Source organism: Alistipes sp. UBA1686, assembly GCF_002320215.1.
Classification (GTDB): Bacteria; Bacteroidota; Bacteroidia; order Bacteroidales; family Rikenellaceae; genus Alistipes; species Alistipes onderdonkii.
Window position 1 is genome coordinate 95,675 of the sequence record NZ_DCKA01000015.1, and the last position, 17,863, is coordinate 113,537.

The window sequence follows — 17,863 nt, forward strand, 5'->3', positions numbered from 1 at the left end:
CAGAAACGGGCGGATTTTTCATCCCGGGACAGCCCGAGGATTGCAATCCGGACATAAATGGCTATCTTTGCACCCTAATCCGGAAAACCGATGTACAGTTTCTCGAAATACAAAGACCAGTACAAATCCAACCTGCGGCTGGCCCTGCCCGTCGTACTGACGCAATTGGGACAAATCCTCACGCAGGTGGCCGACAACCTGATGGTCGGCCGCTACGGCGGCGACGATCCCGTGCCGCTGGCCGCCGTATCGTTCGGCGGGGCGGTGTTCTTCATCCTTTTCATCGCCGCCATCGGCATCGCGCTGGGCATGACGCCCCTCGTGGGCGAACTCTACGCGCAGGGCGACCGCGAGAAGTCGGCCGGGCTGCTGCAAAACGGCATCCTGTTCTACACGCTGCTCGGGTTCGCGATGGCCGCCGTACAATATGCGGTCATCCCGCTCATGTACGACCTCGGCCAGCCGGTCGAGGTCGTCGACATGGCCATCCCCTACTACAAGATGCTGGTATTCAGCATGCCGTTCGTCATGCTCTTCTTCGCATTCAAGCAATTTCTCGAAGGCGTGGGCAACACCAAGGTCGAGATGGTCGTGACGATCATCGCCAACATGGCCAACATCGGCTTCAACGCGATGTTCATCTACGGCCGCTTCGGGCTCCCCGAAATGGGTGCCGAGGGTGCCGGGCTGGGTACGCTGCTCTCGCGCATCATCGCCCCGATCCTGATGATCGGCTACTTCTACAACCGCCACAAATACCGCGGCTACCTCGACGGGTTCTCGCCCCGCAACTATTCGTGGGCCACGGTGAAGAACCTGCTGCACATGGGGCTTCCGATCTCGATGCAGATGTTCCTCGAAGCCTCGGCGTTCGTCGGCACTGGCATCATGATGGGCTGGTTCGGCAAGGAGACCATGAGCGCCAACCAGATCGCCGTTACGATCGGCAACTGCGCCTTCATGATCGTCATGTCGATCGGTGCGGCCACTACCATCCGCGTGTCGCACTGCTACGGCGCCCGCAACATCGGGGAGCTGTCGCTGGCGGCCAAGGCGTCGTACCATCTGGTGCTGGCCTGGAACGCTTTTGCAGCGCTGGTCTTCATCACCATGCGCAACATCATCCCGACGTTCTTCTCGACCAACCCCGAGGTGATCGCCATCGCTTCGCAACTGCTGGTCTTCGCGGCGCTCTACCAGCTTTCGGACGGCATCCAGAATGTTTCGGTAGGCATCCTGCGCGGCATACAGGACGTGAAGATCATCATGCCGATCGCCTTCGTATCCTACTGGCTGCTGAACCTGCCGGTGGGTTACCTGTTCGGCTTCACGCTCGGCATGGGTCCGACGGGGCTTTTCCTCGGCTTCTCGTTCGGCTTGTCGGCCGCGGCCGTGATGATGATCGTCCGCATCCGGCGCAGCGTCCGCAAGCTCCGCCTGGGCAATTGAGGCAACGATTTAGGCAGAGTGGCCGCCGGATAAAAAAAATTTCGTATCTTTACGCAAATTATGCCCACAAATGGACACCGAAAAACAATATACGAAAAAGTGTAAACCCGAAATAGGCCGCGGATGCAGTTTCTGCGATTGCGGCGCAGAGTGCGAGGCGAAGCTCTGCGACGGGTGTTTCAAGCTTCACGAAACGGCGTGGCTCGAGGAGTACCCCGAGAATATCCCGACCGACATCGTGGAGGTGCGGTTCAAGAACACGCGCCGCTCGTTCTACCTGAACGCCAACAATCTGCAGCTCAAGCGGGGCGACATCGTGGCGGTCGAGGCATCGCCCGGACACGACATCGGCGTCGTTTCGCTCACGGGCGACCTGGTAGCACGCCAGATGCGCCGCACGGGATTCAACCCCTACAACGGCGAGTTCAAGAAAGTTTACCGCAAGGCCAAGCCCTACGACATCGAGAAATGGCAGGAGGCCATCGCCCTCGAACATGAAACGATGATCGCATCGCGCCAGATCGCCGCCGACATGGGACTCAACATGAAAATCGGCGACGTGGAATACCAGGGGGACAAGATAAAGGCTATTTTCTACTATATCGCCGACGAGCGTGTCGATTTTCGCGAACTGATCAAGGTCTTCGCCGAGCGGTTCCACATCCGCATCGAAATGAAGCAGATCGGCGCACGCCAGGAAGCCGGGCGCATCGGCGGGCTGGGCGCCTGCGGGCGCGAATTGTGCTGCGCGTCGTGGATGTCAAGCTTCTCGAGCGTCACGACGGGTGCCGCCCGTGCACAGGAGATTTCGCTCAATCCCCAGAAACTGGCCGGGCAGTGCTCGAAGCTCAAATGCTGCATGATGTACGAATACGACACCTATGTCGACGCCCGCAAGGAGTTCCCGCGCCTGCGTGAGCCATTGCAGGCCATCGACGGCGAATATTTCCTCGTCAAAAGCGACATTCTCGCCGGTACGATGACCTTCTCGTCAAGCAAGGACGCGATGGTCAATGTCACCACGCTGCCCGTGTCGCGCGTGCGCGAAATCATGGCGCTGAACCGTGCAGGCAAGAAGGTCGACCAGCTGCAGCACGCCGACGACATCCGCCCGATAGCCGAGGAGCCGACCTACCGCTCCGAAGAGGACAGCATCACCCGTTTCGACTCGGCCAAACGGCGCAACAAGCGCGGCCGCAACCGGGGCAAACAGAACGGGCAGGAGGGGCAGAACGGGCAGCCTTCCCAGGAAACAGGACAGGAGCGCCGCCAGGCTCAGCCGGGGCAGCAGCCCCAGCAGGAGCGCCCCGAACGCCGCCAGCGGCGCAGCGACCGTTCCCGCAACGGGGAGAACCGTAACGGCGGTGACCGCCGCAACGGGAACCGCAATGAGGCAGCTCCCCGCAACAATGGCAACGGCAACAACGGAGGCAACAACGGCGCAGAGGGCAATACAAACGGCGGGGAACGCCGCGAAGGTGGCAACAGGCGAAACAACCGCAACCGCCGCCGTCCGGGAGGCGAACGCCGCGAAGGGGGCAGCGACAACGGCAGCGGAAGCAACGGGGGTTCAAACGAATAGACGGTGATACGGGCACGTGACATAGCGGCACGTCGCGCAGCAGCCGGAACGCTTCGGCAGACGGCCGGCATTCCGGGTAGCACTGCCACGCAGGCCGGCGCAATGCAGCCCTGTACGACACAACCCGGCACAACGTGGTTCCATACGCCGAGGTCGGGCAGGGCAGCGTCCGGCACAACCGCATACCGGGATCGGACGGGCAGCGCATTCCGGAAAGTCCGTCGGGCAGTACTCCTTTCCACCGCGGCCTTTGCCGCAGGCTGCGTGTCACCCCACGGAGCCGCGGTGACCGATGTGAATGCCTCGGGCTGGGACGCCCCCGCCGCCATCGTCTTCACCAACACAGATACGACGACGCTGCGTGACATGGATTTGTTCCTGCGCTACGACGACCGCATGGACGAAGACACGCTGACGGTACGCATAGCAGTCGTCACACCCGATTCGCTCCGGCACGAAGAGGCTTTCCGGCTCACACTCCCGGCCGCGCACACTCCGGCCGCCCTGTCGCGCGAGGCCGACCTCCCCTATCGCCGCCGCATCCGCTTCGCCCGCACGGGCGACTACTGCATAACCGTCACACCCGGCCGCCCGGTGAAGGGCGTCGAGGCCGTCGGCATAAATATCGTAAAAAGCGAATAAGAGACAACAATGGGCAAGGACAAGCTCCGCAAGTTCCGCGAGAACCTGACTTTCGACTGTTTCATACAACCCGAATTCGACGAGGTATTCCGTTGCGACCACCCGCTCAAGGGGCATTGGCGCAGCGACTTTTTCCATAACGACAACCCGATCGTACTCGAATTGGGCTGCGGCAAGGGCGAATATACCGTAGCGCTGGCCGAGCGCGACCCGTCGCGCAATTTCATCGGCATCGACATCAAGGGTGCACGCATGTGGCGGGGCGCTAAGACCGCCACCGACCGCAAGATGCCCAACGTGGGGTTCCTGCGCACGCGCATCGAGTTTATCAACGGCCTGTTCGCCGAGGGCGAGGTCGACGAGATATGGATCACCTTCCCCGACCCGCAACTCAAGAGCCGCCGGGCGAAGAAACGCCTCACCTCGCCGCTTTTCCTCGGATATTACGCCCGCATACTGTCCCCCGACGGATGGATCAACCTCAAGACCGATTCGAAACATCTTTTCGGCTATACGAACGAGGTGGTGCGCCGCTACGGCCTGCCGTGCGAAGTCTCGAACGCCGACATCTACGGCACGGGCTACGCCGACGAGGTGCTGTCGGTTAAGACCGCCTACGAAAAACGATTCCTCGAAATGGGGCTTCCGATCACCTACACCCGTTTTTCGCTCGCCGGGCGCCATGAATTCCCGTGGTTCGACTGGGGAGAGGACGAGAAGGCGGAGAAGGACAACGAAGAGGCACGGCTGGGTTAGCACGCCGAACAGAGAAGGGTGGTTGTAGCCGCATCGCCTGTAAGGAATAGATAAGGTTCGACACCTCACCCCATACCCGGGACTCTTTACGCACCCCGCATTTTTTGCCGCATAGAGTCATTTGCCCGATCTACCCCATGCCCGGAGCTGGTTACGCACCCCGTAGTTTTGCCCGGGTAGAGCCATTTACCCGATCCCCGCATCCCCCCCCTTCTGCGGGGATTTCCATATCCGAGCCCCGGTTACCGCAACCCGCCGCTCCTCTTCCCGGTAGCCTCCAGGCTTCCGAGTTCCCGCGACTCCCGATCACGCCCTCCCGCCATTCGGCAGGGCCCGCACCTGCGGATCCAGCAGCCCCATCCGCCATGCCGACATACGGTCACGGCCTGCTCCTCCGTCCTGCCTCCGGTGTCTATTTCGCCCTTACCTTCGCAGCCACCTCCCTGCGACGCCCCGGATCAGGCCTGCCCCATCCCTATCTCCGCCCCTTTCTCCGCCCGCCTCGGCTCTCCCGACGCCTCGTCCCGACCCAGTGCTGCATACTCCGCAATCAAATGCTTATCTTATAAACATAGGTACGATCCCCTCCCGCACCATTCTACTAATTTTTTAGAAGGAAAATTTGCATATCTAAAAATTTAGTAGTAAACTTGCTACAGGAACTAAAAAAGCGCTTTTCGATATGGACAAGAAATTAACGGAACTCACACGCGGCGAAGAGGAGATCATGCAGATACTCTGGAGGCTGGGCGATGCGGTGGTCAACGAGATCATCGCCCAGACAAAAGAACCCCGCCCGAAATACACCACAGTCGCGACCTTCCTCAAAATCCTCGAAAACAAAGGTTTCGTCAACCACACGCCCGAGGGCAAAAGCCACCGCTACTATCCGGCCGTAAGCCGCGAAGAGTACGCACGCGGGGTCATGTCGTCGGTACTGTCGTCCTATTTCGACGGCTCGCTGGCACAGATGGTCTCGTTCTTCTCGCGCCATGAGGACATCTCGGTCACAGAGATGGAGGAGATTCTCCAAATCATGCAGAACGCCCGCAAATAACCGCCCGCTCCGCCCCAAGCCCTTCCGACCATGAAAACACTGGCCATATATGCCCTCGAAGTCCTCGCATGCAGCGGCGTGCTGTTAGCGGCCTACGCCATCCTGCTCGAACGCAGGGTGAAATTCCGTTGGTGCCGCCTGTACCTGCTCGCCACGACGGCCGTAGCCGCACTGATCCCCCTGCTCCGCATTCCCGTATGGCCGGGGCGGATCATCGTGGCGACCCCGACCGTAACTGCGCCTGCCCCGGGCGACTGGACGGCCGAAGTGCTGCCCGACGCCGAGGCGCACGCCATCACGCCCGGGCATCTGTGCCTGGTGCTTTACCTGGCGGGCGCAGCCCTGATCCTCGGCATCATGTTGTGGCAGGTATTCCGTATCCGGCGCCTCCGGCGCGGCGCGGAGGTCACCCGTACGGGCAAATACAAGATCGTGCGCACGCGGCAGGAGATCGCTTCGTTCTCGTTTTTCCGCACGATCTACATCTGGGCCGCAACACCCGCCGCGGAGATGGGGGCGATCCTGGCCCATGAATCGAGCCACATAGCCCACCGCCACTCCCTCGAGCGGATCGTCATGGAAACCATGAAAGCCGCCCTGTGGTGGAACCCCTTCGTATGGATCGCCGCACGGCGGCTGACCGAGGCCGAGGAGTTCGAGGCCGACAGCGACGTGCTCACGAGCGGCTACGACAGGGCCGAATACATGCAAACGATCTTCAAGCAGCTTTTCGGTTATAGTCCGGAAATAGCCAACGGGCTGCGTAACTCACTTACTAAAAAACGCTTTAAAATGATGACTACGCAGACAAAAAGCAGGCACAGCCTGCTCCGGCTGGCAGGTACGCTGCCAGCCCTGATCGGGCTCCTGTGCGCATTCTCTTTCACTACGCGCGCCGCAGTGATCGTCGCCCCGGCAACCGGCACCGGTATCGAAACCGCTCCCGGGCAGGAAACACAGCATGCCGGAGATGAAAAAAAGGACAAGACATGCAGGGTGTCGATAGATGTCCGGAACAAGGACAAAGGGGCACTCCAGGGCGCCATCGTACAGGTCGTAGGTACGACACAGGGCACCGTGACCAATGCGGACGGACATGCCGAGATCACCGTCCCGGACGGCAGCAAACTTTTGATAAGCTATCCCGGCTACGAATCGGCAACGGTCGATACGAAGCGGCATAGCCAAAAGGAGGCCACCGTCGTCGTCTTGCAGCGAACTGAAAACAAGGCCGCAACAAGTTCGTCGGACGAAGGAGCGACCACCACCGAGAAACAGGTCGCCGTAACGGTACTAAAGGATGGCGACCCCCTGCCCGGAGCAGTGATAACGATAAAGGACACGCAAAAAGGCGTTGTCACCGATAAATCGGGACATGCGGAAATCTACGCTCCGCAGGGATCAATACTCACAGTCGCCTACGTCGGTTGCAAACCCCACCTGCTGGAGGTCGGAGAGGCAGCCCGGCAGTTTACCGGGATCACGCTGGAATCCGAAACCCCGGGGACACCGGTGCTTTCGGCCCAGACCGGCAAACCGCTCTGGGTGGTCGACGGAATCAAGGTAAACCCGGATTTCATAAACAAGCTCGATCCGAGCCGCATCGAAAACATAACGGTACTCAAAGACCAATCCGCCGTAGCGACCTACGGGCAGGAAGCCCGCAACGGCGTAGTAATCATAACGACCAAAGGTGATACGGCCCTGCCCACCCCGGGGGACGCCCGCCAGGAGACTGGAAACGCCACGACACAGGCCGAGTTTCAGGACGGCAGCATCCGCGAAACCGGGGAAACGGAGGACGACCAGCCGTTCCTGATCGCCGAGACCATGCCCTTGTTCCCGATGCAGGAGGGCGGCAACCCGGGATACGGTGACCTCAACACTTTTCGCGCATGGGTGCAGAAAAACATAAAATACCCCGCCGAGGCATTCAAGAACGGGGAACAGGGGCGTGTCGTCCTGTCGTTCGTCGTCGAAAAGGACGGCTCGGTAAGCAACATCCAGATTCTTCAAACCCCCGGCAAGGCATTCTCGGAAGAGACGCGGCGCGTCGTCGCAGCTTCGCCCAAATGGAAACCGGGCGAACAGCGCGGCGAAAAGGTGCGTGTGAGATATACGCTGCCCGTTGATTTCAGAATAACTGCTACGGCACAGGACACTAAGACCAGTGAAAACAAAAGTTCCGGGGAAGAACCGTTCCTGGTGGTGGATACCCCGCCGCAATTCAACGGCGGTGACATCAACGAATTCCGCCGGTGGGTACAAATGAACGTGAAATACCCGGCGGAAGCCCTCAGCAAAAACATTTACGGGAAAGTCCTGGTCACGTTCGTCATCGAGAAGGACGGCTCGGTGGGCAATGCCGAAATATTCAAATCGCCCGATAAATCCCTTGCGGACGAGGTACTGCGCGTCATCGGCAAATCCCCGAAATGGACGCCCGGCAAACAGCGCGGAGAGGCCGTACGCGTAAAATTCGGCATGCCGGTAGACTTCGCTGTCCAGACATCCGAAGGCATCCTCCACGACAAGGACACCGCACAGCGGGAAGGTGACATGGAAGAGATTTTAGTAGTCGGCTATGGCACCCAAAAAAAGTAGGCTTTCCGAAGCATCGCACCAACCATAAGCAGCAAACGGCGTCCACCCCGAGTTCAGTGGACGCCGTTTGTATTTAATACGGGGCGGAACCGGAGCCGTTTGCCGCCGGGCGGCGCAGCAATTCTCCGAAACAGCATCACCCGTGCAGGCAGGGCGTAATTCCCGGCCCCCGTTCACCGGACAATGGCATGACCTTCCGGTGGGGCCGCACCGGGCGCGCTGCACAAAAACGGCTACTCCTTCCCGAGCAGAGCCATGACCCGCCGGGCGAGTTGCGTGTTGTCCATTATCCCAGCAATATGCCCCGCACCCGTACCATAAAGGTAAACGGGGACGTAGGTCGCCGTGTGGCTTTTGGATCCGAAAACATATCGGATACCGCTCTCGGAGCGGGTAAAATCACCGTCGCAGCTCGGGATGGCGAGCCCCCCGGTTTCATGGTCGGCCGTCACTACGACCAGCGTCCCCGGCGCGCGGTCGGCAAAGTCCATCGCCGCGGCCACGGCACGCTCGAAATCGCGCATTTCGGCCAGTATCTTCTCCGCATCGTTACCGTGCGACGCACCGTCGATAAGCGACCCTTCGACCATCAGCACAAAACCGCGGCCGACCGAGTCGGCATTGTGGGAGAGTATTTCCAGTGCCTTCTGCGTGGCGCAGCACAGGTAATCTTCGCGCCGGATCGTCTTCGGGATATTTTCATCGGTCACGGCACACAGCAACCGTCCCGCACGAACCGGTTCCGCCTCTTCGAGCGAACCGGCGACCGCATAGCCGCGGCGGCCGAACGCATCGCGATACGAACCGCCCTCGGGGGACTCCTTTTCGAGCCGCCTGCCGGCACCTATGAGCACGTCGATATTGCTCGCCAGCAGGTCGCGCGTAATGGCCTTTTCGTCGCCCCGATCCGGGACATGCGCGTAAAATGCAGCAGGGGTGGCATGCTGGAGATGACATTTCACGGCAATCCCCGCAGGCATCCCTTCGGCCACCGCCCACTCGATGAGCGACTGCAGACGCCCGCCCCGGGGATCCAGCCCCAACGTACCGTTATTGGTCTTGCTCCCGCATGCCAGCGCCGTCCCCGCAGCCGCGGAATCCGTCACCCGGTTGTTGGCCGAATAGGTCGAGATCAGGGCAATACCCTGTGCCCGGTCGAAAGCCGTCGGGGCATAGCCGCCTTCGACGGCGAGCATCGAAACATGCGCCAGGCCCATGCCGTCGCCGATCATATAAATCACATTGCGAACACTGTCGACGGGTTCCGCAGCCGCTGCGCGGCCTGCACCGAGCAGGCACAACGCCAGAAACAAAAATGCTTTCTTCATATCCCTGTGCAAAGATAACAGGAATCTGCCAACTTTTTACTACATTTACACCACTTTAACCACCTTGCAACATGGATGTAAAGATCGCCCCCGACTGGAAAGAGCTGCTCGCTCCCGAATTCGAGAAACCTTATTTCGCCGCCCTTACGCAATTCGTACGGCAGGAATATGCCACGCACCGCATCTACCCGCGCGGCAGCAATATCTTCCGGGCCTTCGACAAATGCCCCTTCGACAAACTGAAGGTCGTCATCATCGGCCAGGATCCCTACCACGGCCCCGGACAAGCCAACGGGCTCTGCTTCTCGGTAGGCGACGGCGTGCCGTTCCCGCCCTCGTTGCAAAACATCTTCAAGGAGGTTTCCGACGACACCGGGACACCCATTCCCCCGACGGGCAACCTCGACCGCTGGGCCGAGCAGGGAGTACTGCTCCTGAACGCCGTGCTGACCGTCCGCGCCCACGAGGCAGCCTCGCACGCCGGGCATGGGTGGGAAACCTTCACCGACGCCGTGGTACGCGCCATCGCCCAGCGCAAGCAGGGTATCGTCTACATGCTCTGGGGCAGCTACGCACAGAAAAAAGGGGCCATCGCCGACCCGCAGCGCAACTGCATACTCAAGGCCGTGCATCCCTCGCCGCTATCGGTCTACCGCGGGTTCTTCGGCTGCCGCCATTTCTCGCGCGCCAACGAATACCTCCTCAGCGTGGGGCAGGAACCCATCGTGTGGTAAATCCGGGATAGCCCCGCGCCCACAAACCGAAACGATGACTACAAAAGAGATACGCACCGATTCCCTGCGGGCATGGCTGCTTGCGGCACGTCCCAAGACTCTGACCGGAGCCGCCGTCCCGGTGATGCTGGGCTGCGGCCTTGCGGCGGCGGACGGCGGGTTCGTCCTCTTGCCCGCAGTACTCTGCTTCGCATTCGCCTTGCTGATGCAGATCGACGCCAACCTGATAAACGACCTATGGGATTACCTGAAAGGATCCGACGGGGAAGACCGCCTCGGGCCTGAACGCGCCTGCGCCCAGGGGTGGATCACCCCGAAGTCCATGCGGCTGGGCATCGCCGCAACCACACTCGCCGCCTGCGCCGCGGGCTGCGGGCTCATCGCCTACGGGGGCTGGTGGCTCATCGCCGTCGGCGCCGCCTGCGTCCTCTTCGCATTCCTCTACACGGCCGGGCCCTATCCGCTGGCCTACCACGGCTGGGGCGACATGCTCGTATTGCTTTTCTTCGGATTCGTCCCCGTCGGCTGCACGTACTACGTCCTCTGCGGCGGCTGGACATGGCAAGTGGCGGTCGTCGCGGCAGCCTGCGGCCTGGTGATCGACACTCTGCTGATGGTCAACAACTACCGTGACCGCGAACAGGATGCCCGCAGCGGCAAACGGACGCTCGTCGTCCGCCTGGGCGAACGGGCAGGACAACGGCTCTACCTGCTGTCGGGATTCGCGGCCGCAGCGCTCTGCCTCGGGCTTTGGGGCGACGGGCGGACATGGGCGGCACTCCTGCCGCTGCTCTACCTGCCGCCGCATGTCGCTGCATGGCGCCGCATGGTACGGATCGGCCACGGCCGCGAACTGAACGCCATCCTGGGCGCCACGTCACGCAATATCCTGTTGTTCGGCCTGCTGCTCACACTCGGATTGTTGCTGTAAGGGGAAGCGAAAGGCACAAAAAAATCCCGGACTAACTGATTTAGTCCGGGATTTTACGATCACAATACCGTTTACCCAAGGTAGGATTTCAGCAGTTTCGACCGCGACGAGTGGCGCAGGCGGCGGATCGCCTTCTCCTTGATCTGGCGCACGCGTTCGCGCGTCAGGTCGAATTTCTCGCCGATCTCCTCGAGGGTCATCTCCGACGTCCCGATACCGAAGAAATACTTGATGATGTCGCGTTCACGTTCCGTAAGGGTCTCGAGCGCACGGTCGACCTCGGTCGAAAGCGACTCGTTGATCAGCCCCCTGTCGGCATTGGGCGAATCGGGGTTCACCAGCACGTCGAGCAGCGAGTTGTCCTCGCCGTCGGCAAACGGGGCATCGACCGAGACGTGGCGGCCGGCGACACGCAGCGTGTCGGTGACCTTCTCCTTCGGGAGTTCCAGTTCCGTGGCCAGTTCCTCGGGCGACGGGGTGCGCTCATGCTCCTGCTCGAAGCGGGCGAATGCCTTGTTGATCTTGTTGAGCGACCCCACCTGGTTGAGGGGCAGGCGCACGATGCGCGACTGCTCGGCCAAAGCCTGAAGGATCGACTGGCGAATCCACCATACGGCATACGAGATGAACTTGAAGCCGCGGGTTTCGTCGAACTTCTCGGCAGCCTTGATAAGGCCCAGGTTACCTTCGTTGATCAGGTCGGGAAGGCTCAGGCCCTGGTTCTGGTATTGCTTGGCTACGGAGACCACGAAGCGCAGATTGGCTTTGGTCAGTTTCTCCAGGGCTTCCTGGTCTCCCTTCTTGATCCGTTGGGCGAGTTCCACCTCCTCTTCGACCGTGATGAGCTCCTCCTTGCCGATCTCCTGCAAGTACTTGTCCAGCGAAGCGCTCTCGCGGTTGGTGATGGACTTTGTAATCTTTAATTGACGCATGTTCTTATTTAACTTCCTAAAAAATTAGCTTCTCAAACAAAACCCGCCCGGGTCGTCCTGCTATTCCACAAGCACGTAGCTTGCAGCACGGCCGTTGGGATAGATACCGTCGATCGAACGCACCTTGTCGGTCATGCGCTCCATGTCGGAGAGCGAGTAGACCGGACGGTCGTTGATGTGGGTAATCACAAATCCCTGCTTAACGCGGGCGCGGGCCAGAATTCCGTCGGCCTTGATGCCGACCACCTGCACGCCGCCCTTGATATCGAGCTCACGGCAGAGTTTGGCGCCCGCATCGGCGAACTTACCTCCGAGAACCTCGACCATATCGACGTCTTCTTTGGTAATTAATTCCGTTTTACCTGCTTTATTACGCAATGTAACGTCAATTTGTTTCACCTTGCCGTCTCTTTTTACCGATAATTTAACCTTATCGTTGGGTCGGCGGCGACCGATCTGCTCGGAGAGCGTCGCATTGTCGTTGATCTTCACGCCGTCGATGTCCAAGATGACGTCGCCCTTGCGGATGCCGGCCTCGGAGGCCGAGCCGCCTTCGACGACGCTGCTGACATAGGCGCCGCCCAGTTCCTTGATGCCGGTCTCCTCACCCATGTTGTCGATGAAGTCCTGGTCGACGATGCCATACCGGATCCCCAGCAGCGCACGCTGCACGATGCCGTACTCCTTCAGGTCGACGACCACCTTGCGGACGATCGACTCGGGGATGGCGAACGAATAACCCACGTAGCTGCCCGTCTGCGATTTGATCAGCGTGTTGATACCCACCAGTTCGCCGTGCGTATTGACCAGCGCACCGCCCGAATTGCCCGGGTTCACCGCGGCATCGGTCTGGATGAAAGCCTCGATGCTGAAATCGTTGGGAATCACGCCCAGGTTACGCGCCTTGGCGCTCACGATGCCGGCCGTGATGGTCGATTGCAGGTCGAAAGGCGAACCGATCGCCAGCACCCACTCGCCCAGGCGCAGTGCGTCCGACGAACCGAACGGCACGGTCGGCAGGTCGGCGGCCTCGATTTTCAGCAGCGCAAGGTCGGTCGCCGAGTCCTTGCCGATGAGCTTGGCCTCGAACGTGCGGCCGTCGTTGAGCTTCACTTTGAGCTTCGAGGCCCCGTCCACGACGTGGTTGTTGGTGACGACATAGCCGTCCTCGGAGATGATGACACCCGAACCGCCGGCACGCTGCTCGCGGAACTGCGGCCCTTCGTCATACCCCTGCGGGATACCGAAGAACTCCAGGAACGGGTCGTAACCCCGGCGCCGGGGCATCTCCACCTGCTGCACGGCCTCGATGTTGACGACGGCTTTCACCGCGTTCTCGGCGGCGTACGTCAGGTCGGGGTACTGCTCGGCCTGGTATGACGTAAAATGTGTTCCCAGCGCGGGCGTACGTTCCACCTCACGCTCGATATATTGCACCGAACCCTCGCGGGGCGCGGCAACTTTCCAAGCCGTAAATCCGCCTGCTGCGGCCGACACGGCAACTACTCCTAAAATTAAAAATGCCTTTTTCATAATCACTAATTGGTTCAATAAATTAATCAGAGGCAACTTCCGCCATAGGCTATTAATTTTTTATTTCGTAGGACAAACGAACTAAAACGTCCGGTTAGTATGCGGATATAGGCAAAAATCGGGACATCCGCGCCGAATGTCCCGATCTGCCGTGTCCCGGAGCGTTACAGCCCGAACTCTTTACGGATGCAATCCACCGCGTCGAGCTTCTCCCATCCGAAATACTCGATCTCGCGTTCCACTTCGCGGCCGTTCTCCCAGACCTTCTCGACCTGCTTATAAGGACGGTTGCCGAAATGCCCGTAGGAAGCCGTAGCCTCGAAGATCGGGTTCTTCAGCCCGAAGCGTTTCACGATCGCGGCGGGGCGCAGGTCGAAAAGCCTGCCAATGCGGCGGGCGATTTCGCCGTCGGTCATCCCCTCCAGCGCCGCGGGGCGGGGCGAACGGTACGTGTCGACGTAGATCGACAGCGGCTGGGCGATGCCGATGGCGTAGGACAACTCGACGAGCACTTCGTCGGCGACGCCTGCCGCCACCAGGTTCTTGGCGATATGCCGGGCAGCATAGGCCGCCGAGCGGTCTACCTTCGACGAATCCTTGCCCGAGAAAGCGCCGCCGCCGTGTGCGCCGCGGCCGCCGTAGGTATCGACGATGATCTTGCGCCCCGTGAGGCCGGTATCGCCGTGGGGGCCGCCGATCACGAATTTGCCCGTGGGATTCACGTGCAGGATGTAATCGTCGCCGATCAGACCGGCCAGCTTGTCGCCGGCCCGCTCCAGGCGCGCCTTGACGCGCGGGATGAGGATCGTGCGCACATCCTCGCGGATGCGCTCCTGCATCCGCTCCTCGGCCTCTTTCTCCGTGAGGCCGTTGCCGGGCAGTATAAACTCGTCGTGCTGCGTCGACACCACGATGGTGTGCACGCGCAGCGGTTTGTTCGTCCGCTCGTCGTACTCGATCGTCACCTGCGACTTCGAGTCGGGGCGCAGGTAAGTCATCACCTCGCCTTCACGGCGGATGACGGCCAGCTCCTTGAGGATGACGTGCGAGAGGATCAGCGTCGCAGGCATCATCTCGCGGGTCTCGTTGCAGGCATAACCGAACATGATGCCCTGGTCGCCGGCGCCCTGGTCTTCCTCGGCGGCACGCACGACGCCCTGGTTGATGTCGGACGACTGCTCGTGGATGGCCGACAGGATACCGCACGAATTGCAGTCGAACTGATACTCGCTCTTCGTGTAGCCGATGCGGTTGATGACGCGGCGCGCCACGCCCTGCACGTCGACATACGCATCCGAGCGCACCTCACCCGCCACGACCACCAGTCCGGTGGTGCACAGCGTTTCGCAGGCGACCTTCGAATTGGCATCACGACGCAGGAATTCGTCGAGGATGGCGTCGGAAATCTGGTCTGAAACTTTATCGGGGTGCCCCTCGGACACCGACTCCGATGTAAACAAAAAGCCCATTTTCATACATTTTTAATGGTTAAACGTATAAAATGGGAAAAATTGGCTGTTGGAATAAAAAATAAGCTGTTTTAGCAATTTTTTACTGTGGTTGCAATCAGTCAAATCTTTCCACATTTTCCCGCTTGACAGACGGGACTGCAAAGATACGCAGGATTTTCACAATATGCAAAAAAAACATACCTTTGCATCCGACAATTCTTAACACTCCGTATATGAAAAGATTTTTCCTCGCCGCACTGCTCCTGTGCGCCCCCGTGGCCTTCACAGGCTGCGACAGCGATGACGACGAGCTGTACGACACCCTCTCGGGGAGAGTCTGGGCGGGCGACCTGGGATTCTACCAGGACGGGCGCATCCCCCTGGAAAGCTATGTCTATTTCGGGGCGGACGGCTTCGGCACCGACGAGCTCCGCTACGCCGACACGGGGCGTTACCTCGACACGCTCAACATCCAGTGGGACGCCTACGACGACAAAATCTACATCAGCTACGGGCGGGCCGATTACCCGCGCGAACTGCGCAACGTATACATCCGCCGGGGCAGGCTGACAGGCGAACTTTTCATCGACGGGCAATACTACGACCGGGTCACACTCTACATGCAATAGGGCATTGCCCGGCAAAACCCGGACAGGCACCGATTCCGGGCTGCGCCCGACAGAAACGATCCAGGCAGGTTCCAGACTGCGGAATTCCGGTGCGACAACCGCCTTGCAAACAAGGCCCCGAATATGATTTCGGGGCCTTGTCCATTGTGTATTATTCGGGCGCAGGGAACCCGGACGATTATCTGCCGAGCAATTTCTTGACCTCGGCCGCCACCGTGGCACCATTATAGCCGAACTTCTCGTCGAGCACCGTGTAGGGAGCCGACCAGCCGAAGTGGTCGAGGCCGTGAATCATGCCCTTCTCGCCCACCAGCCCGAGCAGGTTCACCGGAAGTCCCGATGTCAGGCCATAGCGGACGACGCCGGCAGGCAGGATGCCCTCCTGATAGGATTTGGGCTGGTCACGGAACAGGCCCTCGCTCGGGACATTCACCACGCGCACCGAAATACCTTCGGCAGCAAGCAATTCGGCCCCTTCGACAAGCGTAGCGACCTCCGAGCCGGTAGCCACCATGACGACCTCGGGTTTAGCCGAATCCATCACCACGTAACCGCCCTTCGAAACCTGCGCGGCCTCTTCGCGGCGGCTCGTACCCAATGCCGGCAGCGTCTTGATGTTCTGGCGCGAGAGCACGAGCGCCACGGGGCGATGCTCCTCGACGGCCAGTTTCCAGGCCATGACCGTCTCGTCGCCGTCGGCAGGACGCAGCACAAGCATCGAACGCTCGTCGTGATGGTTCTTCAGATGCTCCATCAGGCGTATCTGCGCCTCATGTTCGACGGGCTGGTGCGTCGGGCCATCCTCGCCCACGCGGAACGAGTCGTGTGTCCAGACATAGATCACGTGCAGGCGCATCAGCGCGGAAAGGCGCACGGCGGGTTTCATGTAGTCCGAAAAAACAAAGAAGGTGCCGCAGGCCGGGATCACGCCCCCGTGCAGCGCCATGCCGTTCGCCACGCAGGCCATCGTCAGCTCCGAGACGCCCGCCTGGAAGAACTTGCCGCTGAAATCGCCCTTCGTGAAAGCCTTGGTCTTCTTGAGGAAACCGTCGGTCTTGTCCGAATTGGAGAGGTCGGCCGAAGCCACGATCATATTTTCGATCTTCTCGGCAAAGACGCCCAGCACCGTGGCCGATGCCGCCCGCGTCGCAACGCCGGCCTTTACCTCGATGGACTTATAGTCGATCTCGGGCAGGCGCCCCGAAAGGAACATGTCGAGCTTGCGAGCCAGCTCGCCGTGCTCGCCGCGCCACGTCTTCTCGACTCCGGCCTGGCGGGCAGCCCATGCACGGAGCGCTTCGCGGCGCTCGGCGAAGGCCTCGCGGCTCTCGTCGAACACGGAGAACGGGTTTTCGGGATCGCCCCCGAGGTTTTTCACCGTGGCGGCGAAATCGGCGCCAGCCGCCGTAAGCGGCTGCCCGTGGGTCGACACCTTGTCCTCGAAGCTTCCGCCGTCGGTAGCGCGGGCCCCCTTGCCCATGACCGTATGGCCGATGATGAGCGTCGGGCGTTCCGTTTCGGAATTGGCCGCCACGAGCGCCTCGCGGATTTCATTGATATTGTGCCCGTCGACCGACAGTACGTTCCAGCCCCAGGCTTCGTATTTCATGGCCACGTTCTCGGTGTCCACCTCATCGACCTTGGTCGAGAGCTGAATGTTGTTCGAATCGTAGTACATGATGAAGTTGCTCAACCCCAGATGCCCTGCGATGCGTCCCACGCCCTGCGAGATCTCCTCCTCGACGGCGCCGTCGGAGATATAGGCGTAGGTCTTGTGCGCCATCCACTCGCCGAAGCGGGCCGCCATGAACCGCTCCGCGATGGCAGCGCCCAGCGCCATGGCATGTCCCTGTCCGAGCGGGCCGGAGGTATTCTCCACACCGCGCATCACGTCCACCTCGGGGTGGCCGGGCGTCACGCTACCCCACTGGCGCAGCGATTGCAGGTCTTCGGTCGTATAGTATCCAGCCAGCGACAGCACCGAGTAGAGCATCGGCGACATATGCCCCGGATCGAGGAAGAAACGGTCGCGGTAGGGATAAGCCATGTTGTCGGGATCGTAGCGCAGGAATTCGGTATAGAGCACCGTCACGAAGTCGGCGCCGCCCATGGCGCCGCCGGGATGCCCCGATTTGGCTTTCTCGACCATGGCGGCCGAAAGGATACGGATATTGTCGGCCACACGGGTCAGTTTGGAATTGGTAGATGACATATCAGTCTGTGGTTTTATGGTTT

14 protein-coding genes are annotated in these 17,863 nt (G+C 60.5%); 9 read left to right on the forward strand and 5 right to left on the reverse strand.

Annotated elements, in window-relative coordinates:
* The first annotated feature begins 90 nt into the window (after positions 1-90).
* From B3C38_RS06335 to B3C38_RS06360, 6 genes are all read left to right on the forward strand, one after another.
* Positions 91-1,449 carry an MATE family efflux transporter gene (locus B3C38_RS06335; RefSeq protein WP_286726278.1) on the forward strand — a complete coding sequence of 453 codons (1,359 nt, stop codon included), beginning with the start codon at positions 91-93 and terminating at the stop codon, positions 1,447-1,449.
* A gap of 70 nt (positions 1,450-1,519) precedes the next feature.
* The gene (locus tag B3C38_RS06340; RefSeq protein WP_286726280.1) at positions 1,520-3,031 is read left to right on the forward strand and encodes a PSP1 domain-containing protein; all 1,512 of its coding nucleotides are present in this window, start codon (positions 1,520-1,522) and stop codon (positions 3,029-3,031) included.
* Between the two features lie 264 nt (positions 3,032-3,295).
* Complete coding sequence (locus tag B3C38_RS06345) at positions 3,296-3,673, forward strand: hypothetical protein (protein ID WP_051087669.1); 378 nt, start codon at positions 3,296-3,298, stop codon at positions 3,671-3,673.
* Between the two features lie 9 nt (positions 3,674-3,682).
* Entirely contained in the window at positions 3,683-4,429 is a 747-nt protein-coding gene (gene trmB, locus B3C38_RS06350; RefSeq protein WP_286726282.1) for a tRNA (guanosine(46)-N7)-methyltransferase TrmB, read from the forward strand.
* 682 nt (positions 4,430-5,111) lie between these two features.
* The gene (locus tag B3C38_RS06355; RefSeq protein WP_018694820.1) at positions 5,112-5,486 is read left to right on the forward strand and encodes a BlaI/MecI/CopY family transcriptional regulator; all 375 of its coding nucleotides are present in this window, start codon (positions 5,112-5,114) and stop codon (positions 5,484-5,486) included.
* 30 nt (positions 5,487-5,516) lie between these two features.
* A complete protein-coding gene (locus B3C38_RS06360; RefSeq protein ID WP_286726286.1) occupies positions 5,517-8,090 on the forward strand; it encodes a M56 family metallopeptidase in 2,574 nt (857 codons plus the stop codon).
* Positions 8,091-8,323: 233 nt separating this feature from the next.
* On the opposite strand, the gene B3C38_RS06365 is transcribed toward B3C38_RS06360, so the two are convergent.
* The gene (locus B3C38_RS06365; RefSeq protein ID WP_286726288.1) at positions 8,324-9,418 is read right to left on the reverse strand and encodes an alkaline phosphatase; all 1,095 of its coding nucleotides are present in this window, start codon (positions 9,416-9,418) and stop codon (positions 8,324-8,326) included.
* A 71-nt stretch (positions 9,419-9,489) separates the two neighbouring features.
* Here B3C38_RS06365 and ung point away from each other — a divergent pair, with 71 nt between their 5' ends.
* Both ung and B3C38_RS06375 read left to right on the forward strand, forming a co-directional pair.
* The gene (gene ung / locus B3C38_RS06370) at positions 9,490-10,152 is read left to right on the forward strand and encodes a uracil-DNA glycosylase (RefSeq protein WP_286726290.1); all 663 of its coding nucleotides are present in this window, start codon (positions 9,490-9,492) and stop codon (positions 10,150-10,152) included.
* Positions 10,153-10,186: 34 nt separating this feature from the next.
* The gene (locus B3C38_RS06375; RefSeq protein WP_286726291.1) at positions 10,187-11,083 is read left to right on the forward strand and encodes a 1,4-dihydroxy-2-naphthoate polyprenyltransferase; all 897 of its coding nucleotides are present in this window, start codon (positions 10,187-10,189) and stop codon (positions 11,081-11,083) included.
* 71 nt (positions 11,084-11,154) lie between these two features.
* Here the strand turns inward: B3C38_RS06375 and B3C38_RS06380 are convergent, their stop codons facing one another.
* The 3 genes from B3C38_RS06380 to metK form a co-directional block, all read right to left on the reverse strand.
* Positions 11,155-12,015 (reverse strand): sigma-70 family RNA polymerase sigma factor, encoded by an 861-nt coding sequence (locus B3C38_RS06380; RefSeq protein ID WP_010266169.1) that lies wholly within the window; start codon positions 12,013-12,015, stop codon positions 11,155-11,157.
* Positions 12,016-12,075: 60 nt separating this feature from the next.
* Complete coding sequence (locus B3C38_RS06385) at positions 12,076-13,548, reverse strand: Do family serine endopeptidase (RefSeq protein WP_022332881.1); 1,473 nt, start codon at positions 13,546-13,548, stop codon at positions 12,076-12,078.
* Positions 13,549-13,712: 164 nt separating this feature from the next.
* Complete coding sequence (metK, locus tag B3C38_RS06390) at positions 13,713-15,017, reverse strand: methionine adenosyltransferase (RefSeq protein WP_022332880.1); 1,305 nt, start codon at positions 15,015-15,017, stop codon at positions 13,713-13,715.
* Positions 15,018-15,232: 215 nt separating this feature from the next.
* On the opposite strand from metK, the gene B3C38_RS06395 reads away from it, so the two are divergent.
* Positions 15,233-15,628, forward strand: a complete 396-nt coding sequence (locus B3C38_RS06395; protein WP_286726294.1) for a hypothetical protein — start codon at positions 15,233-15,235, stop codon at positions 15,626-15,628.
* Positions 15,629-15,806: 178 nt separating this feature from the next.
* On the opposite strand, the gene B3C38_RS06400 is transcribed toward B3C38_RS06395, so the two are convergent.
* Positions 15,807-17,840: a transketolase family protein gene (locus tag B3C38_RS06400; protein WP_286726295.1), complete on the reverse strand. Its 2,034-nt coding sequence runs from the start codon at positions 17,838-17,840 to the stop codon at positions 15,807-15,809.
* Positions 17,841-17,863: the final 23 nt, after the last annotated feature.